Genomic DNA, 19,157 nt, shown 5'->3' on the forward strand with positions numbered 1-19,157 from the left:
TGGTTTCTGCTAACAATAATTTAACAGATGTAATAGTTACTTGAGATGAAGATTATTGATTAACAATTTATTTTAATTAAATTTTTTGTTATTTGCTGTATTGAATTATTAATTTGTGATGAGGGTGCTCTTATATGGATTGATTAATAAATACTAAAATTTATTAATAAATTTTATTTATTGGTTGCATCTAATGTAGTTGGATAGTCTTGCCTAACAGTATTTTTTTGGACATAGATGAGAGTTTAACAACACAACCATTATTTTAAAGTAAATATAAATACCTGAATTAATTGTTTCAGTCATCAATTATGTAAATTGGGATGAGTTATGGCAGTTTTTATGGGTGAAGGTGCTAATAAAGCGTTGGGAATGACTTGAAAAGCAAGATACTCAATGGATTTGAAGGAGTGGGAGGCTTCTTCGACTCTAAATCTTCAGAAAATAAAAGTCAGTATTTTATTTGTACCGGATGTTTTGTTTAGGCTGGCTCAACTGATTAGCGTTGTAATCCATAGGTTATATATGGCGGGTGCGTTATTATTAGATTAGGTGTGTAGAAGGGAAAACTTAGATTGTGGACTGATTATTCGAGAGATGTAATGATTAAATTGCAAATAAAAAAGCGTAATCGTTTGATTACGCTTTTTTTTAACTGGTGCCGGCACCAAGAGTCGAACTCGGGACCTTCTGATTACAAGTCAGCTGCTCTACCAACTGAGCTATGCCGGCTAAAGAGAGGCGCATTATGCGCAATAATGAACAAATAGGCAAGAGTTAATGGGAATTATTTTTTAAATTTACAAATAAGGCTATGATTTAAAAATTAATTAAATTATTCAAGCTTTAGCTGATTGGCGACAAATTATAACTATTTTTTATTTGGTACTAGACTATAATGAAGAGTTTTTGATTATTTTATGGGGAGTGTCTGGGTGGGACACCAATTTAAACTAGCGCTGGCCGGCGCACAAATTTTGTTTGTGGCCTTTGGTGCCATGGTTCTGGTGCCGTTGTTAACAGGGCTAAACCCAGCTCTGGCGCTGATGGGTGCGGGTGTTGGCACGTTATTATTTCAGATTTGTACTAAACGTAAGGTGCCGATTTATCTGGGTTCTTCATTTGCATTTATTGCCCCGATTATATATGCCATGCAGGAATGGGGTTTGGGTTCGACTATGTTTGGCCTGTTCGCTGCTGGCTTTATGTATTTTGTCTTTGCTGCGCTGATTAAGTGGCGCGGGCTGGCTTCAGTGCACCGTTTGCTGCCGCCGGTGGTTATTGGTCCGGTGATTATGGTAATTGGGCTTTCTGTGGCGATGGTAGCCTGTAATATGGCTATGGGTAAGTCCGGTGATAAACAAGTTGTGGATTATGCGCATTCGCTGTTTTTGTCGGGTTTTACTTTTGCGGTAACAGTAATTGTGACGGTATTCGGCAGTAAGATGATGCGTTTGATTCCGATTCTGATAGGTGTGGCAGCCGGTTATATAATGGCATTGCTAACCGGAATGGTGGATACCAGTGCTATGGCTGCGGCGCCGTGGTTTGCTGTTCCCCATTTTGCTACTCCGCAAGTTAATTGGCAGGCTGCGCTGTTTATGCTGCCGGTAGCGATTGCGCCGGCTATTGAGCACATTGGCGGAATTATGGCTATTGGTAAGGTGACGGGTAATGATTATGTGAAAGACCCCGGTTTACATCGAACTTTAGCTGGAGATGGTTTGGGTGTGTGTATTGCCGGTTTAATCGGCGGCCCTCCGGTAACAACCTACGGTGAAGTTACCGGTGCGGTGATGATTACCAAGAATAGTAATCCGGTAATTATGACATGGGCAGCTGTGTTTGCGATTTTAATGGCCTTTTTTGGCAAATTTAATGCTTTTCTGAGCTCAATTCCGTTGCCTGTAATGGGCGGTATCATGTTGCTACTATTTGGCACGATTGCTTCTCTGGGGCTAAAAACACTGATTGATGCTAAAGTGGATTTAATGCAACCGCGTAATCTGGTGATTGTGAGTTCTGTTTTGATTGTGGGTGTAGGTGGCATGGTTGTGAAAATCGGTACAATGGCTTTTGCTGGTGTAGGACTATGTGCTTTACTGGCGATAGTGCTGAATTTACTGCTTCCAGCCGGAACATCCGTTCAAGCAGAATAACGATCAGATTTGAGTTGAAGACCGCAGCTTCTAATAGGCTGCGGTTTTTTTGTGCAGATCGGTAAGAAGTTTAGATAAATAGAACAGCAGGGTGGTTAATATGGTTGCTTATGAGATTGTAATCTGATGGGGAACGGATAGGATTTTCTGAATCAGGACATTATTCAGGTTTTTAAGTACAATAAATTAAAAATCGGACCAGCTATTTATTTAGCAAATTCAGTTATTTATTTGAATTCTATTAAATTTGATGTGTCTAAACTAACCAACTGGTCCTGATTGAGCTGATATGAATAAATGACAGGCTACTGGTAATTGCAGAATGTAAGTATATTCAGTATCAAACAGAAAATAGCGGCATTGCCGCTATTTTTGTCTAACCGGACAACCGGCTAAGATTAAGCTGCCTGAATGTTGGCCGCTTGTTTACCTTTTGGACCGGTGGTCACGTCAAAAGATACGCGTTGACCTTCTTTCAAGGTTTTGAAGCCGTTCATATTGATTGCAGAGAAATGAGCAAACAAATCTTCACCACCTTCATCAGGTGTAATAAAACCAAAACCTTTAGCGTCGTTAAACCACTTAACAATACCAGTTGCCATGAAACTTCCTATACATAAAAAACAAAATAAAGAACAAGTTTGCGACACAGTAGAACCTACAAATTAGTGAACAGATGTACAACTATTTGTTTGGCAGTCTATGTCTGACTTGTTAAGTAGTCTTTTTACATAGGTTAAGAACTAACGTCAAGCAAGCTTACCGAAAAATGATAAAATTATTAAAACCGTTACTAAAAACCCACAGATACATGTAGATTTATGCACAATGTCAAATACTAGAACACAAACTGTTAGCCAGAATCAGGAAAGCATGTTAAAGCCACCGAAGCGCTATAAAGTGGTATTGTTGAATGATGATTACACACCGATGGATTTTGTGGTAACTGTACTCATGGAAGTGTTTCATTTGCCACATACTCAGGCGATTGCCATTATGCTGATGGTGCATGAGTCTGGACGCGGTGTGTGTGGTGTGTTTCAGAAGGATATTGCCGAAACCAAATGCAATCAGGTGCTTGAACGTGCCGAAGCTGCTGGCTTTCCTTTGCGGTGTCTGACTGAAGAAGAATGAGATGTTGTATTAAAACCTAGATGCCACGGTACACTCGGCGGGTGTTACTTGATTTTTAACGTGAGTGCTTCATGTATATGCTGATAATGCAGTGTGATGTATTCTGAATTGAAAATGTTACTTTGTCAGGAGGTCGGGTATGATTTCGGCGCAACTAGAAAAAATTCTGCAGTATGTTTATGCCGAGGCTCGGAACCATGCGTTTGAGTTTATTGGTGTGGAGCATTTACTGCTCGGCCTGTTGCAGCAAAGTGAAGAAGTGAGTGGGGTGCTACGGGCTGTAGGGGTGGATAATGAATTGCTAGCCAAACAGCTTCAGCAAAGTATCCATGAGAATACTCCGGTGTTGCCGGAAAGCGTAGCAGAGCAGTCTGAGTTGGAGCCTACGCTTGGATTTCAGCGTGTATTGCAGCAGGCAATTGTGCATGTACGTGCTGCGCATACTGAAGGTGAGGTGACACCTGTGGATGTTCTGGTGGCCATTATGTCAGAAAAGGACAGCCACGCGGTTTATTTTCTTGAATCGCAGTCAGTGAACCGTCTGGATGTGCTGCGCTATCTGACACTTGGCAATCATAATCCGGTTCAGAATAAAAAAACTGAACAAAATAATGAGGCAGATGCGGGCAAGGCAGAAGTAAAAGCTTTAGAAAATTATACTGTTAATCTGAACAGGGAGGCTCTTGCCGGCCGAATTGACCCGCTTATTGGCCGTAATGAGGAGATGCAGCGCCTGATTCAGACATTGTGCCGGCGGCGTAAGAATAATCCTTTACTGGTAGGTGAAGCCGGTGTGGGTAAAACGGCACTGGCAGAAGGGCTGGCTTATATGCTGGTACATGATAAGGTGCCAGAATCTATCAAAGGATCAGTGGTTTTTTCGCTGGATATGGGCGCTTTGCTTGCCGGTACTAAGTATCGCGGTGATTTTGAAGCACGCATGAAAGCCGTTATTAAAGAATTGGGCGAACTAGATAAGGCGGTATTGTTTGTTGATGAAATTCATACCATTATAGGTGCCGGCAGTGTGTCTGGCGGCACGATGGATGCGTCTAATTTGCTTAAGCCGGCATTGGCTAAAGGTAGTATGCGCTGTATTGGCGCCACAACTTATCAGGAATACCGTACTATTTTTGATAAGGATCATGCTTTAAGCCGACGATTTCAGAAAATAGATATTGTAGAACCATCGGTAACTGAAACGGTGCAGATATTACAAGGGTTGCGACCTGCATTTGAAAATTTCCATCAGGTACGCTACACGCGAGGTGCGCTTCAGGCAGCTGCTGAGTTGTCTGCTCGCTACATTAATGAGCGCTTTCTGCCAGATAAAGCTATTGATATTATAGACGAGGCCGCGGCAGCACAAAAAACCCAGCCGAAATCCAGACAACGTAAAGTTATCGGCCGTGCTGAAATTGAGGCGATTGTGGCAAAAGTTGCACGTATTCCAGAAACCACTGTTTCACATGATGATAAGCAGGTATTGCGCTTTCTGGCTGATAATTTAAAAGCAAAAGTATTTGGACAAGATCAAGCTATTGATGTACTGGTAGCGTCGATTAAAATGGCGCGCTCTGGTCTCAAACAGCCGGATAAGCCGATTGGCAGCTTTTTGTTTGCCGGCCCGACCGGCGTTGGCAAAACTGAAGTTGCCAAACAGCTGGCGCAGCTCCTGGACTTGCCTTTGCTGCGGTTTGATATGTCGGAATATATGGAACCACATGCTGTTTCGCGTCTAATAGGTTCTCCGCCGGGTTATGTGGGCTTTGAGCAGGGCGGATTACTTACTGATGCAGTCAATAAGCAACCATATTGTGTGCTGCTGCTGGATGAAATTGAAAAGGCACATCCGGATGTGTTCAATGTGTTGTTGCAGGTGATGGATTATGCCAATCTTACGGATAATAATGGACGCAGTGCGGATTTCCGGAATGTTATTCTGATTATGACCACCAATGCCGGTGCTGCTGAATTGGCTAAGCCTAATTTGGGCTTTACAGGAAAGCGTGGACAAGTCGATAGTCTGGCCGTTATTGAGAAAGCGTTTTCGCCTGAATTCCGCAACCGTCTGGATGCAATTGTGCCATTCACGGCTCTGGATCAAGCGATAATTGCGAAAGTCGTGGATAAGTTTTTGTTGGCACTGGAGCAGCAGTTGCTGGCTAAACAGGTGGTGGCAGAATTTACACCAACTTTACGCAGCTATTTGGCCAAACACGGTTTTGATGCTGCACTGGGTGCTCGTCCCATGCACCGGTTGATTCAGGAGCGTATTCGTAAGCTGCTGGCTGATGAGTTGCTCTTCGGCCGTCTGAGTGAAGGAGGTGATGTATTGATTGATTATTTGCCGCAGTCTGATGAAGTGAAGCTGGTTTTTTCTGCCGCCAATCAATCCGGTTCTAAGAAAAAGGAATCGGTAACAATTGAATGATTTGATTAAGAAAGCTAAAATTAAAATAAAAAAAAGTGTGGCGAAACGCCACACTTAAACACACACATCAAGAGGAAACCAATCAAAGTAAATTCATTATAATGTTTTCATTTGAGTGTGTTTTGATACAAATCAAATGAAAATGTTTAAGAAAATTAAATCAAAATTAATGTTATATCCCTGCTGAATAAATTTGGCAGGGATATTTATTTTTTATTACAGATAGTTAGTATAGTGAGTTTATTTACTGTAAATCCGCAGGCAAAGGATCATTCCGCAGCTGTTTGACGGATTGTAAATGCTGGTTGAAGTCGAGAACCTGCGGATTGTTACTGTTTGCCGTGCTGAAAAACTGATTGGCAAATGGTAGTTGTGGTGAGTGGATGCCCAACCATTGTGCAATTCCGTCTAATAGTTCCAGCCCACTACGCTGAGCCTGATTGTGTGTCTGCCGAGGCTGACCACTGTTGATAATGACTAGCGGGACATGATAATTCTGATAAAAATGGTCGTTGTGGCGCAGGATGCTTGAAGAACGTACTAAACTGTTTTTCTCAAAGGTGTTTTTGTCATGACTCAGGCCATGGTCACTAAAATACAACATGCTGAAAGGCTCACCATTTTGCTGCAATGTTGTATATATCTGGCTTAATAGAGTGTCTGTCTGACGAATGGTATCGATATAGCAATTACTGTTGTTATTTTCCACATAGTGCTGTGGCGGGTTGGGCAGCCGGTCGCATGGATTGGGATGAGAACCCATAATGTGCAATACAATCAGGCGGGACTGACCAGCAACCAGAGGCTGAGCCAGTACTTTCTGCAATGGCTTAATGAGCTGATTATCATAACTGCGTTGGCCGAAATCGTAGCCGGTAGTTTTTAGAAATGTGATGTGATTGGCCTGATGAGCAATCGTTGAAATGGATGTATCGTATTGTCCAAGTGCCCCCTGATTTGACAACCATGCTGTATCCATACCGGCTTTTTTCGCTAGAGTAATCACATTATTCTGAATTGAGAATGATTTACCATGGCTAAGGGTAAGACCATGTAAGAGCGAGATGGGCGTATTGGGACCGGCAGACAGCATGTTATCCATGATGATGCTGGCGTGCCTGTCCAGAAACGGGGTGTCCGGATATTTGAATCCGTATAGATGTAAATAATCTGCGCGGGCACTTTCACCAATAATCAATACATAGTTGCGGTATTGCTGTTGACTACTGCTAATTTGCCAATTATCTGGTTTAGCTAAGTCGGCTTTCATCTTTGCTAGTTCGGCGAAGTAGGCACGCGGTTGCAGATAAGCATCGGCCAGAAATTCTATTGGCTGTGCACGTAGGGCAAATCCACCGGTAGTATAGCCTTTGCGCGCTGTCTGTACTGTCATTACCATTAGTACGATTACAAACGGAATAGCCCAGTAGCCGCGCCAGCGTGGGACAGCCGTATGGCGGCTGAAACGCATAATGAGTAGCGGTATAGCGGCCAGAACAATTGTCATTACACAGGTATGCCATGATATGGCTGCTATGTATTCACTTGCTTCACTGGCTGTGGTACTAAGTAATGAAGTGACGATGCCAAAACTCGGTCTTCCGTACAGAGTCGCAGTAGGATGATAGAACAGAACAATGATTGCGCTCAGCCACATCATGATGCACCATAGTCGTGAGCAGAAACGTTGCAATAATATGCTGACCAGCCATGTTTCAATAATGCGGTTAGGATTTGGCGGGTAGGCCAGTGCATAAATCATTACGATGCTGTAAATAAGTAAGAGTAATACATTCAGTGCATAATGTTTACGGGGCGTTAGTTTCATAGATCACTCAGACAGCTGGGGTGAAGTTATCAGCAAAAAATGCGTCTTCAGGCAATCCAGCCTGATTTGTAAATAAATTTTTGGCCTGATGTATCATTTGCGGATGGCCGCATGCATACACTTCATATTTACTCATATCTGGATGAGCAGCCAGTGCCGCATGTTGAACATAGCCACGTGCACCTTTCCATAATGCCGATGGATGCGACAATACAGCTGACCACTGTGCCTGTGCTAACTCAGAACAAAGCTTATCCAGCACGGCAGCATCATACAATTTTTCTTCTGCTGCCATACCCCAGTAGATTGATACCGGTAGTTGAAATTGCTGTTGATTCAGTGTTTCCAACATGGCTTCAATCGGTGCAATACCGGTACCGGAGGCCAACATAATAAGTGGTTTTTGCTGACGGTTTAACTGAAAATTGCCCAGTGGCCCGTGAAAATGCAGAATGTCTTTCGGGCGCAAGCGGCCATCAAAGAGTTGTTCGGAAAAGACGCCACCATGGTGACGTCGTACATGGATAATTAACTGCCGGCGGTTTGTGTCAAAACCCGCTATCGAATAACTACGGCGCTGATTCTCGGATAGCACAATATCGATATATTGGCCGGCAGTGAAATGAAATGGTTTTCGCTGTGCCAGCTTCAGCGATAGGATGGCAGTATGGCCACAATAGCGAATATCTTCAATTCGTGCAGTCAGCGTTTGTACTGGTTGTGCTGAATGGCCATTATAGTTGGGCAAATATAGAGTTAGGTCTGTTTTGGCACTTTGGCAGCACAGTAATATATCCTGCTGATTTGTGTCATTACTGTTCAGGGCAGACTGTGGGTTGATTTCAGTAGTTTGACCCTTGACTAGCTGAGCTTTGCACGCTCCGCAGCAGCCGCTTTTACACGCATGCGGCAGCATGATCCCCTGATCGATTGCTGCCTGTAGCAGTGATGTTCCCTCTGGTGCCTGAAAAGTTTCACCAGCTGGTAAAACCGTTATTTGATAACTCATTTTAGTTTTAGCTTATTTTAACGAGTTGGCTATTTTAGAACGCTGTGAAATAAAAGCCAAATGTGCAGATGCGTTTTGAAAAAATGGAAACTAAAGTAGATATGGCTTTGGCCAGAATGTTGACACATACAGTTCAGCCCGCTATTTAGGATAACGGGCTGTTTTTCTTCTGAATGCAAATTAAATTTTAGTTGGAAAAGTATTTTGCATATATTTTGTCATATTCGCCACTAGCGCGGATTTTTTTAAGTGCATCATTCAGTTTCTCCACAGTGGCTGTATCGCCTTTGCGAACCACAAAGCCGTAATGGTCAACACCGAATTCAGGTACCTTATTAATGGTGAATTTATCAGCACCGTTGGCTTTAACATAATTACTGATTACGGCACCATCGGATACCATGGCTTCTACACCACCATTTTCAAGCTCTTTGATGGCTAGGGGCACGCTGTCAAAACGGGCAATTTTTGTGCTTTGCGCACCCAATACTTTTTGTACTGCCAAATCACCAGTTTGGCCTGTGGCTACGGCTACACGATGCATATTATTTAATTCAGCCAGCGAATGGAATGTTTTGGCTTTTGGTGTAAGTACCATCATAGAAATATCAAAATACGGGTCACTAAATAGCATACTTTGTTTACGCTCATCAGTGATGGTCACACCGGAAGCCACAATGTCTAGATCGCCGTTATTGAGGCTGGCAAATAGTCCATCCCATGGCTGATCTTTAAACTGTACTTTGAAATTGCCAGCTTTGGCCATGGCATTGAGCAAATCAATATCAAAACCGGTGAGCGAACCATCGGCTGTGCGGGATTCAAAAGGTGCAAATTCGGCATTGGTGCCAACTATATAGGTTTTATCTGCACCGGACTGAGCAGGTGCAGAAGCAGAATTGCTGTTGCTGCCACCACAGGCAGATAGTATCAGTGCAGAACACGCGGCTACAGCGGTCAGCCAGTATTTGATTTTCATATACACTCCCTGAATTCTATTGAAATTATTGGCTGAAGGCTGCTTACCATACAATGGTTTGCAATTCAAAATATGCATCCTTATCGCCATGTATGGCTTGATAGTAACATATTTCACTGTTGAAACAAGCTTTATCCGTACACTGTGATACTGCTTAGCGGTGCTATAATCCCGCTTTCATGGAGACATGACTTTACATAATTTTGTGCTGGTGTAATTTGATTAAGTCTAACAGGATAAATAATGCATATATTTCATACCATTACTGAACTGCGTTCATGGCGCAAGCAAGTGAAAAGGGTGGCTCTGGTGCCGACAATGGGAAACTTGCATGCCGGTCATCTGGCTTTGGTGCGTACTGCCAAAGCACACGCTGATGCGGTAGTGGTGAGCATATTTGTTAATCGCATTCAGTTTGGAGTGGGCGAAGATTTTGAGCTATACCCGCGGACATTGGCTGAGGATGTGGAAAAGCTGACTGAGGCCGGTGCTGATGTGGTGTTTGCGCCGTCAGAAACTGAATTGTATCCAAATGGAACGCAGCAATATTTTGTTGAACCGCCGGCTATTCAGAATGAGCTCTGCGGCCGTAGTCGTCCTGGCCATTTTCGAGGTGTGGCCACAATTGTGACAAAGCTCTTTAATATTGTGCAGCCGGATGTGGCGTGTTTTGGTAAAAAGGATTATCAACAACTGGCGGTAATAAAGGGAATGGTGCAGGATCTGAATATGGATATTGACATTATTCCGGTTGAAATTGAGCGTGCTGATAGTGGTTTGGCTTTGTCTAGCCGTAATGGCTATCTGACAATTGAACAACGTGAACAGGCAGCGCAGCTATCGGCGCAGTTGAGGACTATGGCTGAAGCAATGCGAAGAGGAAATCGGCAATTTGCTGCTTTAGAAAATAGTGCAGCAACCTATTTGCAACAGCATGGCTGGGAAGTGGATTATATTGAAGTCAGACACGCACAAACGCTGACAAAAGCTCAGATTTCTGATAAAAATCTGGTAATTGTTGCGGCTGCTATACTGGGGACGACACGTCTAATTGATAATTTAGAAGTGCAGTTGGAGCACGAATAAAATAAAAGAGTCTGTAAACCGGATTTTAACCAAAAGGCAGCGTGAATACGTATGTGGTGGATTGTATTATTACTGTTAATTATGGCTATAGGCGCATTACTCTGGTGGCGCAATATTGAAGAGCGTAAATGGCAGCTGGAAATGACCTATTTAACCCGCTATGAAGAGCATTTAAAGCACAGTAAAGTGTCGTCTCCAGCTCCGGCTCCTGTATCATTGCTGAAAAGTATAGTGAGAAAATTAGCAGTGCGGCGTAGTCAGCAGCAACAGAAAGTACAATCGTCAGCAGAATCACAACATTCTTTACAGAAAGTACCAGCAGCACCGGCGGAAATTGCGTCAGCAACATCAGAGCAGAATGTACAAGCTGAGCTTGATGCAATGGATTCTGTAGCGAGCAAGCCTCAGCTGCCCATAAAACATCCTCTAGCCCGACAGATTACTGTAACTGAGGCAAGCCCGAAACCTTTAAAAACCGAAACGCCTTATCCTGCTACGCTAGATAAAGAATATCTACAGTCGAAGGCAAAAACTGCTGAAGAGATGCCGGAAGCAAACAAAACACAGTTGCCGATAGCAGATTCTTTCTCAACACAGGAAATGCAATCTTCCGCCGAAAATAAAACTGAGTCTGAACCAAAAGTGGTTGATGTCTCCTACACTGATAAGGAACTGATAGCAGATACGGAAGAAGAGTCCACTACAGAAAAAATTTTGGTAAGCAGTGAAGAAGTGGCTGAGCCAGCGGTGGTATTTAATCAGAAGAAAAAACTGGAAGTTATCACATTAGCAGAAGCTACACGTAAGGTAGCTACTCATCCTCTAACGGATGCGGTAGCTGAATCTGCTCCGGCGCTAGAGGTGATACAGATTAACTGGCAGCATAAGCCAGTAAATAGCCAAAAACAGCAGAATAGGCATGCCAGAGAAATTACTCCTGATGATCCGGCGTTAAACAGAGTTCGCTTGCATACTAAGGCTGAACAAGCCGCTTTGCTCAAGGCTCGGGCGCTGAAAAATTTCGATTTAAATGATTTACAGCAGGCTACTCAGCGCAAATTGGGAAACTCAGTTGGCGTTCCTTCGCATCTGGCACATGCAGCAAACTCCCTTTCTGCTCACGCTCATCACGAACCTAGACAGCGTAGTGAACACAATGGGGTTCATGTCATAAATGAAGAAGATATCCGTTTAAATTTGTTGCGCCAGAGATTGGCTCGTCAGCGCCATCAGGAAACGTTCACTCATGCTAATTCTGGCTATAGTGTACCGGTTATTGCGGAAGATGAAATTTACGCTAATCTGGCTAAAACCGATTCACCTTTAAATAAGCAGAAATTTCAGCGGCCTGTAGTACGCGAAAGTGTGATTCCGGCGGCTGCTCGAATTGGTAAGCGCCATGCTGTGCGGATGACTACTCCAGTAGCTGATATGTCGGCCGTAAGCCCCTATACAGGAGTGGCAGGCAGTGAACATACACCACTATCTACACGTTTTACACCTTTTCAGCTGATGCCGGCAGCCATGGCTGCTGCGCCAGTAGTTGCGGTACCATCAGCGGATGATTCTTTTACTGTAGATGATGATTACAACTCTTCAGTATTTGATGAGGACGAACATCGTGACAGCATTATGCATGATGCTGATCCCTCTGTAGGAAATCAATTTCCGTATGCGCCGGATATACCACCACCTGTGTCAGGTATAAGTAGTAATGGCTATGCAAATGCGACCTCTTTTAGTGATTTAAACCCTACCCATGATGCAGTTGTTTCCTACACCGATGAGGAAAGCAGCAAAGAAGCGGATGTGGTTGAAAATCCTGTGCTGGCCACTGAAGACCCGTATTTCAACGATTCTGAAGAACAGAAAGAAGTATCATCTTTTAATTCTGAGCAGGCCGCAGCGGAAGAAGAAAATACTGATTCAAAAGTTTATGATTATTGGTTGTCAGATGCTTCCAGCGTTAATGAGTCTGAAACAACTCCAGATTTAGTGCCGGTACAGGTGCAAAAAAGTCTATCTGAAACAGAGCCAGAAGTTAGAAGCGTGAGTGTGGTTACCCGTTTGAATCAACAACCGCTGCCTACAAAGCAAATAAATTCTCCTGCATCCGATTCACAAACAGCAATCGGCATGGCATTACGAAAGGCACTGCATCAGACTGCACCTCAAAAATCAATACCAGCTCCGTCTTTAAAACCTTTGCTTCCGGGTATGGATTTATTATTGCCGCCGCATTATGACCCTGCTGCACGCCAGAGTGAAGAAACCTTACTTGAAAATGGGATTACCATTGAAGAAAAACTGGCTGAATTCAAAGTTAAGGTACGAGTAATAGATGCTTTTGCTGGTCCGGTTATCACCCGCTATGAAATTGAACCGGCTCAGGGTGTGCGTGGCAGTCAGGTTGTAAACTTAGAAAAGGATTTGGCGCGCAGTCTGGGCTTTGCATCTATACGTGTGGTTGAGACTATTCCGGGTAAAACCTGTATGGGGTTGGAACTTCCTAATCCGAAACGGCAGATTATTCGGTTGAGTGAGATATTCTCGGCTCCGGTATTTCAGCAATCACGTTCTAAACTGACGCTGGCGTTGGGTCAGGGTATTACTGGACAGCCGGTGGTGACCGATTTGGCCAAAGCTCCACATTTATTGGTAGCGGGTACCACTGGATCGGGTAAATCAGTGGGTGTTAATGCAATGATTCTGTCGATGCTGTTTAAAGCTACTCCGGAAGATGTGCGTCTCATTATGATAGACCCTAAAATGCTGGAATTAAGCATTTATGAAGGTATACCGCATTTATTGGCACCAGTAGTGACGGATATGAAGTTAGCGGCGAATGCGTTAACGTGGTGTGTAAATGAAATGGAGAAACGTTACCGGTTGATGAGCCATGCTGGTGTGCGTAATTTGGCCGGTTTCAATCAGAAAATTGCTGAGCTAGCAGCGCAAAATAAAAAGCTATTTAATCCGTTTTCGCTGAATCGCGACGACCCAGAACCATTAGAAAAGCTGCCTTATATTGTGGTTGTGGTAGATGAATTTGCTGATCTGATGATGACGGCAGGCAAGAAAATCGAGGAACTGATTGCCCGTTTGGCGCAGAAAGCTCGGGCGGCCGGTATCCATTTGATACTAGCGACACAGAGGCCGAGTGTAGATGTAATTACTGGCCTAATTAAAGCCAATATTCCTACACGAATTGCCTTTCAGGTATCCAGCAAAGTGGATAGCCGAACCATTCTTGACCAGATGGGTGCTGAGAATCTGCTGGGACAGGGTGATATGCTGTTTTTACCTCCCGGTACAGCATATCCAGAACGGGTGCATGGGGCATTTGTGGCTGATGAAGAAGTGCATCGTGTGGTGCATTATCTGAAACAGTTTGGTGAGCCGAAATATATCGATGATATTTTAACGGCCGGTGTCAGTGATGATGATATGTTTAGCAATGCGTCACCACGCAATAGTGAAGAAGAGTTGGATCCTCTTTATGATGAAGCAGTGGCACTGGTGGTAAAAACTCGAAAAGCGAGTATTTCTTCGGTACAACGTCAGCTGCGTATTGGATACAACCGTGCAGCTCGGTTGGTGGAACAAATGGAGTCAGAGGGAATTGTTTCTGCTGCAGAAGGAAATGGGAATCGTACTGTACTTGCTCCGCAAAATAACCATCTAGATGATTAGTTATTCTAAATATCGTTTATTCAAACCGTGTACTTTATGTATGCGGTTTTTTATTTATGAGTTGATTAGTCAATTAAGTCTATAAGTTATTATATTATTAATATGATATCTATATATTTATTAACTAGTTTGTCTGATTAATATTATTCTAGAGCTATGGTTAAAACAGCGTATTTATATGTATAGATTTAATTAATATGTTGTGATTCTGTTGTTTTAATGAACAGTTATTTTGAAAAAAATCAATAAACAGGCAAATTTTATTAAATCATTTTTGGCTGTTTTACTTGGTATTGCTTTGTCAGCAATGTTTAATAAAATAAATAGTAGATGAAAGTGCAAAATATTGCTGATAAGTAATTAAATATTGTATCAATTAAAAAGGTAAAAGCTAAAACACTCAATATTTACGTAAGGTTTTATAAGAAAAATAAATTTTGTAATTAATTGTTTTGATTATTAAACGGTTTGAAGTAAAAAAAAATAAGTTTTAAGATGAATTTGGCTATTTATGAAATAAAAATTTATGTCTTTAAGTGTGTAAATATATACGGGTTATTATTAGGAGATAGATTTATGATTGAGTCTTATAAACGTTTCTGGCACAACATTTTTAATTTTTCTGGAACTTCTAACCGTGCTGATTATTGGTGGCCGATTGTTATCAACTATGTACTGGGTATGTTGCTGATGTATGTACTTGAAAAAATGCTTGGCCATCCGATTAATGATATTTATACATGGGGTGACTGGACAGTTAATTTTGTAGTTTTGGTAATTGGATTTGTAGTATGGATTGCTACTTTATCATTACAGTTTAGGCGCTTGCATGATACTGATCGCTCGGGTTGGTGGATTTTGATTACTCTGATACCGATTATTGGTCAAATCTGGTTTATTATTCTTATGTTATTGCCAGGTAAACCGAATCGATTTGAACAGAGAATGTTTTAAGCAGATTTACGATATACGTTTATTTGGCAGATAAATAGCAATAAATTCTTTATGAGACACTTTATTGTTTACTTCGAAATTGTTTGATTATCTTGATTCGGCAGCTTAGGTTTTATGAAATAGATAGCTGCCGAAGCCTGTATTCTTTTGCGATATATTTACTGGTATCAAATTTATTAATAATCTTTTTTGAAGAGTTAGAAACTGAATTGATAGTCATTAATCCATTTTTTTTTATTTTGTAGATATTTATAGAATTATGAATAATTAGTACAAAATATTAATGATATACTGAAAATATATTAACTGTATTTAAATAATTATAATTTGTTTTAGATCACAAACTAATACACAAAAAAATTTATTTTATTGTGAAAGTTGGAAACGTTTACATCTACCACGTGTTGAAAAGGTATATTCGTTTATGCCTAATTAAGATGGGATAAACCTGATAATTAAGGTTATATAAATACGACTAAAATTGTTCAATTATCTGTAAAATGAATAATCTGAAAACTGGAATTTTGCTTCATCTATATAATAATTTTCAGTAAAAAATTATTTTCTCTGAGAAAAACGTTTTTTAATTGATTTTATTTCTTTGCTTTGTGAAGCATCTATGCATTTCATTAATATTAGCTGTACGCCTTCTTGATAACTTTTATAAGGACGCTTTGAGTAATTGCGTGCAACCAGTGCTGCTTCTTCATAAGCTTCAGCAGGATAGCGACCAAGTTCAACATAGGCGCCTACAGCCGCTTTTGCCTCCCGCTGCATAATGTCTCCGCTTTCACTCTGAGCTAGACAATAACTCAGGGTAAAATTTTCCAAATCATTTTTTAGCGGAGAGCGCGCCTGTGCGAATGCAGAAGAAATCGAAATTACTATTAGACTAAAAATTAGTTTTACTTTAATTTCCACATTTTCACCTCATTTGCATCGTCAAAATAGCAGTGGTCAGAACATTTGCTTCCATCCCATAATGTGGCATGACCCGACGCATCCGACCAAATAGAAACATTAAATACTAATAGACCTTTCACTCCATTAAATTGACTCATATTCGTAGTAGATTTGGTAATAATGTCTGGTTTACCAAAATTACATTCTAAAAATCGAATTAGATCAGTAACTTTAAATATATACCATTTTTTGTCGGCACCGGAAGATGTGCTCCATCTTGAATCTCGATTGATAGGAAAACCTGAATAATTTAATGCATAGCTCATTCGTATTGCACAAGCATTCTGGAAAATTTCTGAATCAATATTTTGTTGAACTTTACCTCCAATTTTTTTCCCTACTTCTTTAACGGGTACATTAACGTACTGAAAATTTGTCCACATAGTTTTGAAGTCAGGTTTTGCCATTTCATCCTCTTATTAAGAAAATACAGGTAAAGTAAATTACTGAATTTGTTAATAATGATTATAAAGTGTATATGCTGGCATTGTCTATCTTAAATATAAAATAAATTAAAATAGGATTTTGTAAAGCTAACTGATTTAAAACAATTTGCTCCAAGTTATTTTTCTTATCTTCTTATATTGTTTCTTACAGAAGACGGTAAATTAAATTGTCCATATCGATCAAAAATTTCTGGGCAAAAATAGGGAATATGTCTTTATGTGTCAATAAACTAAAAATGTTAATGTTGTTAACACCTTATTTTTTTATTTTGGAAATACTGACGATGTAAATATTTAAACCTTAAATGTGATTAACTTGGTTTCTAGTGTTTTCATGCTTTGTCATGTTTTAATTTTTTTCAGTATTTAAAAATAATAGAATAGGGCAATAGTATGATAGTTGGTGCTTTATAATCTGAATAATTTATTTGATGCTCGCAATGATGTTATGGGATTTTAAATTTAAAATAATAATATAGTTATAGTTTAAGTTACTGTGCCTTCTGTTATTGGCAAGGGTGATATGAAAAGTTTGTGGCAAAAATTTGACCGTTGGTTTTTACGTGGGCAGAAGCTTTCTAAAGTATTAGTGGTGCTTATTGCTGTGTGGCTGTTTTTGGCTACCAGTTTAGTAGGGTTGTCGCTGAATACGTCTTGGCGGCTTGAAGAGCTGGGTATGGCAATAAATGAAGCTGGGAGTTTGCGTAAACGGGTGTTTTATATGGTGTTGGTAACGAAAACACCAGGAGCGGAGCAGCAGTTTGAGCAGGAGCAACGTCAGTTTGAAGAAATTCTGACGCATTTGCATGATTTGCATGAAACCGGTTTTGTTAATGGACGGCGGCATCAGCAGCTTCTTGATCAAGTAGTAAAGATTGAGGAGCAGTTACAGGATTTTCTTGGTGACCGTAATGCTTATTTAAATGGACATCTGAGCGATGCGGCATTTTTGGCTGAAGCTCGTGAATTTACTGCGGTGATTGATCGTCTGGTACTGCTGATTGAGCAGGATAATACTCATAATATTCAGTTATTGCGCTGGTTACAGGTACTTGTGCTGTTGATGGCTATTTTTTCTGCAATTGTTTCTCTTCTGTTACTGCACCATTTGGTTATCGCGCCGTTACTCCGTTTGAATCAGGGTATTAGTCAGATTGGTAAAGGCCGTTTTGATACGCGCTTGCAAGTGGGCACAGCTAATGAATTTGGTAGGGTAGCGCAAGGCTTTAACTTGATGGCTGCCAAACTAAATGAGGTTTATGACACGCTGGAAAATCGGGTAGCGGAACAAACACAGGCGCTAGTAAAGCGTAATCAGGATTTGGCTGTTTTGTATGCTATGACATCATTGTTTCAAGAACAGCATGAGTTATCAGTGCTTGTACAGGTGTTTATGCATAAAATGAAGGTGTTTAGTAGTGCAGATGCATGTGTGGTGCAGTTGAAAAATCGGCATTCTCAGAGGCTTGAGCTGGCTGGATCTGATGGGCTGACAGAAGAGCAGGTGGATAGATTCAGAGATTATCGCTGTGATGGTGGGCGATGTGCTCAAATGTTGCAATCTGTGCCGGTAGTTGAAACTGAATCATTGGCTATTTTTGATGAGCGTAATCGTTTCTGCCAGATAAGACAGGTTTTGCCTTTTTGTTTAACCTTTGCGGTGAAGTCTGTGGATGATGAAATTGGTATGCTGCATCTGTTTGCTAAAGTGCCCTTTGCGTTGAGTGCAGAAAATCAGCGCTTGATTTCTACTGTGTGTAGTCAGTTTGGGATTGCTATTGAAAGTATGCGTCTAAATGAGTTGGACAAACAGATGGCTATTCTGGAAGAACGTAATCTGATGGCACAGGGTTTGCATGACAGTATTGCTCAGTCGCTTTCATTTCTGAATATTCAGGTGCAGGTGCTGGAAAAAGCGTTAGGTGAGCATAAAAAACAACAGGCTGCACAGACTCTTGAATTTATTAATGAGGGCATTCAGCAATGTTATGATGATGTACGCGAATTGTTATCGAATTTTCGTGTTAGGCTGGTAACGGAAGGGCTGATTAGCTCATTGCAAGGAGTAATGAAGCGATTTGAACAACAAACTGATATTGCTGTGGATTGGTCTGTTGAAGGTGATGTTTATGAAGTTGAACCAGAGGTGCAGTTACAGGTAGTGTTTATTGTGCAGGAGGCTTTGTCAAATGTGCGTAAACATGCTCATGCAGATGCTGTTGAAGTACGTTTGGCATATATGGCAGACCGGCTGAATCTGAAAATTGAGGATGATGGTGTTGGTTTTGCTGAAGATACACTCCTGCAGAAGGAGCAGCAAGGACATGTGGGTATACATATAATGAAAGAGCGCTCCGCTAAAATTAATGGAAAGTTGAAAATTTCTGCACGGGTGGGGGGTGGAGCATGTGTGGAGCTGATGGTACCACGTCAGTATATCCATACTCAGGAGTAATTCTTTTGGGAAATAAA

General features: G+C 41.3%; 13 protein-coding genes and 1 tRNA gene. 7 read left to right on the plus strand and 7 right to left on the minus strand.

What is annotated here, in order from left to right; genetic code table 11:
- Window positions 1-656 precede the first annotated feature (656 nt).
- Window positions 657-732: transfer RNA gene (locus J3U75_RS01315), tRNA-Thr, on the minus strand.
- A gap of 203 nt (window positions 733-935) precedes the next feature.
- Here J3U75_RS01315 and J3U75_RS01320 point away from each other — a divergent pair.
- Window positions 936-2,159 (plus strand): uracil-xanthine permease family protein, encoded by a 1,224-nt coding sequence (locus tag J3U75_RS01320; protein ID WP_257381222.1) that lies wholly within the window; start codon window positions 936-938, stop codon window positions 2,157-2,159.
- Between the two features lie 398 nt (window positions 2,160-2,557).
- Here the strand turns inward: J3U75_RS01320 and J3U75_RS01325 are convergent, their stop codons facing one another.
- Window positions 2,558-2,761 (minus strand): cold-shock protein, encoded by a 204-nt coding sequence (locus J3U75_RS01325; protein WP_025330479.1) that lies wholly within the window; start codon window positions 2,759-2,761, stop codon window positions 2,558-2,560.
- A 226-nt stretch (window positions 2,762-2,987) separates the two neighbouring features.
- On the opposite strand from J3U75_RS01325, the gene clpS reads away from it, so the two are divergent.
- Entirely contained in the window at window positions 2,988-3,293 is a 306-nt protein-coding gene (gene clpS / locus J3U75_RS01330) for an ATP-dependent Clp protease adapter ClpS (protein WP_100140028.1), read from the plus strand.
- Window positions 3,294-3,432: 139 nt separating this feature from the next.
- On the plus strand, window positions 3,433-5,727 hold the full coding sequence (clpA, locus tag J3U75_RS01335; protein ID WP_267390155.1) for an ATP-dependent Clp protease ATP-binding subunit ClpA: 2,295 nt from the start codon (window positions 3,433-3,435) through the stop codon (window positions 5,725-5,727).
- Window positions 5,728-5,971: 244 nt separating this feature from the next.
- On the opposite strand, the gene J3U75_RS01340 is transcribed toward clpA, so the two are convergent.
- The 3 genes from J3U75_RS01340 to J3U75_RS01350 all read right to left on the minus strand — a co-directional run bounded on the left by J3U75_RS01340 (window position 5,972) and on the right by J3U75_RS01350 (window position 9,543).
- Entirely contained in the window at window positions 5,972-7,555 is a 1,584-nt protein-coding gene (locus tag J3U75_RS01340) for a phosphoethanolamine transferase (RefSeq protein ID WP_267390157.1), read from the minus strand.
- A gap of 7 nt (window positions 7,556-7,562) precedes the next feature.
- On the minus strand, window positions 7,563-8,564 hold the full coding sequence (locus J3U75_RS01345) for a 2Fe-2S iron-sulfur cluster-binding protein (protein WP_267390159.1): 1,002 nt from the start codon (window positions 8,562-8,564) through the stop codon (window positions 7,563-7,565).
- Between the two features lie 187 nt (window positions 8,565-8,751).
- On the minus strand, window positions 8,752-9,543 hold the full coding sequence (locus J3U75_RS01350) for a basic amino acid ABC transporter substrate-binding protein (RefSeq protein WP_100140235.1): 792 nt from the start codon (window positions 9,541-9,543) through the stop codon (window positions 8,752-8,754).
- A 243-nt stretch (window positions 9,544-9,786) separates the two neighbouring features.
- On the opposite strand from J3U75_RS01350, the gene panC reads away from it, so the two are divergent.
- The 3 genes from panC (at window position 9,787) to J3U75_RS01365 (ending at window position 15,276) form a co-directional block, all read left to right on the plus strand.
- Window positions 9,787-10,629, plus strand: a complete 843-nt coding sequence (panC, locus tag J3U75_RS01355; protein WP_267390160.1) for a pantoate--beta-alanine ligase — start codon at window positions 9,787-9,789, stop codon at window positions 10,627-10,629.
- A 51-nt stretch (window positions 10,630-10,680) separates the two neighbouring features.
- Window positions 10,681-14,322, plus strand: coding sequence for a DNA translocase FtsK (locus tag J3U75_RS01360; RefSeq protein WP_267390162.1), 3,642 nt, complete (start codon window positions 10,681-10,683; stop codon window positions 14,320-14,322).
- Window positions 14,323-14,898: 576 nt separating this feature from the next.
- Window positions 14,899-15,276, plus strand: coding sequence for a DUF805 domain-containing protein (locus tag J3U75_RS01365; protein WP_100140033.1), 378 nt, complete (start codon window positions 14,899-14,901; stop codon window positions 15,274-15,276).
- 558 nt (window positions 15,277-15,834) lie between these two features.
- On the opposite strand, the gene J3U75_RS01370 is transcribed toward J3U75_RS01365, so the two are convergent.
- Together J3U75_RS01370 and J3U75_RS01375 are read right to left on the minus strand one after the other, a co-directional pair.
- Window positions 15,835-16,197 carry a T6SS amidase immunity protein Tai4 family protein gene (locus J3U75_RS01370; protein WP_267390164.1) on the minus strand — a complete coding sequence of 121 codons (363 nt, stop codon included), beginning with the start codon at window positions 16,195-16,197 and terminating at the stop codon, window positions 15,835-15,837.
- Window positions 16,182-16,646, minus strand: a complete 465-nt coding sequence (locus J3U75_RS01375) for a type VI secretion system amidase effector protein Tae4 (protein WP_100140036.1) — start codon at window positions 16,644-16,646, stop codon at window positions 16,182-16,184. Before J3U75_RS01375 ends, J3U75_RS01370 begins: the two co-directional genes overlap by 16 nt.
- Window positions 16,647-17,208: 562 nt before the next feature.
- On the opposite strand from J3U75_RS01375, the gene J3U75_RS01380 reads away from it, so the two are divergent.
- Entirely contained in the window at window positions 17,209-19,140 is a 1,932-nt protein-coding gene (locus J3U75_RS01380) for a histidine kinase (RefSeq protein ID WP_267390165.1), read from the plus strand.
- Window positions 19,141-19,157 lie beyond the last annotated feature (17 nt).

The sequence above is a fragment of the Snodgrassella sp. B3088 genome, assembly GCF_026535815.1.
Lineage (GTDB): Bacteria > Pseudomonadota > Gammaproteobacteria > Burkholderiales > Neisseriaceae > Snodgrassella > Snodgrassella alvi_E.

Excerpts from the sequence above, each read along its gene's own strand:
- J3U75_RS01340 (WP_267390157.1), bottom strand. The coding sequence starts at position 7,555 with ATGAAACTAACGCCCCGTAAACATTATGCACTGAATGTATTACTCTTA.
- J3U75_RS01360 (WP_267390162.1), top strand. The coding sequence starts at position 10,681 with ATGTGGTGGATTGTATTATTACTGTTAATTATGGCTATAGGCGCATTA.
- panC (WP_267390160.1), top strand. The coding sequence starts at position 9,787 with ATGCATATATTTCATACCATTACTGAACTGCGTTCATGGCGCAAGCAA.
- J3U75_RS01350 (WP_100140235.1), bottom strand. The coding sequence starts at position 9,543 with ATGAAAATCAAATACTGGCTGACCGCTGTAGCCGCGTGTTCTGCACTG.
- clpA (WP_267390155.1), top strand. The coding sequence starts at position 3,433 with ATGATTTCGGCGCAACTAGAAAAAATTCTGCAGTATGTTTATGCCGAG.
- J3U75_RS01325 (WP_025330479.1), bottom strand. The coding sequence starts at position 2,761 with ATGGCAACTGGTATTGTTAAGTGGTTTAACGACGCTAAAGGTTTTGGT.
- J3U75_RS01380 (WP_267390165.1), top strand. The coding sequence starts at position 17,209 with ATGAAAAGTTTGTGGCAAAAATTTGACCGTTGGTTTTTACGTGGGCAG.
- clpS (WP_100140028.1), top strand. The coding sequence starts at position 2,988 with ATGTCAAATACTAGAACACAAACTGTTAGCCAGAATCAGGAAAGCATG.
- J3U75_RS01345 (WP_267390159.1), bottom strand. The coding sequence starts at position 8,564 with ATGAGTTATCAAATAACGGTTTTACCAGCTGGTGAAACTTTTCAGGCA.
- J3U75_RS01365 (WP_100140033.1), top strand. The coding sequence starts at position 14,899 with ATGATTGAGTCTTATAAACGTTTCTGGCACAACATTTTTAATTTTTCT.
- J3U75_RS01375 (WP_100140036.1), bottom strand. The coding sequence starts at position 16,646 with ATGGCAAAACCTGACTTCAAAACTATGTGGACAAATTTTCAGTACGTT.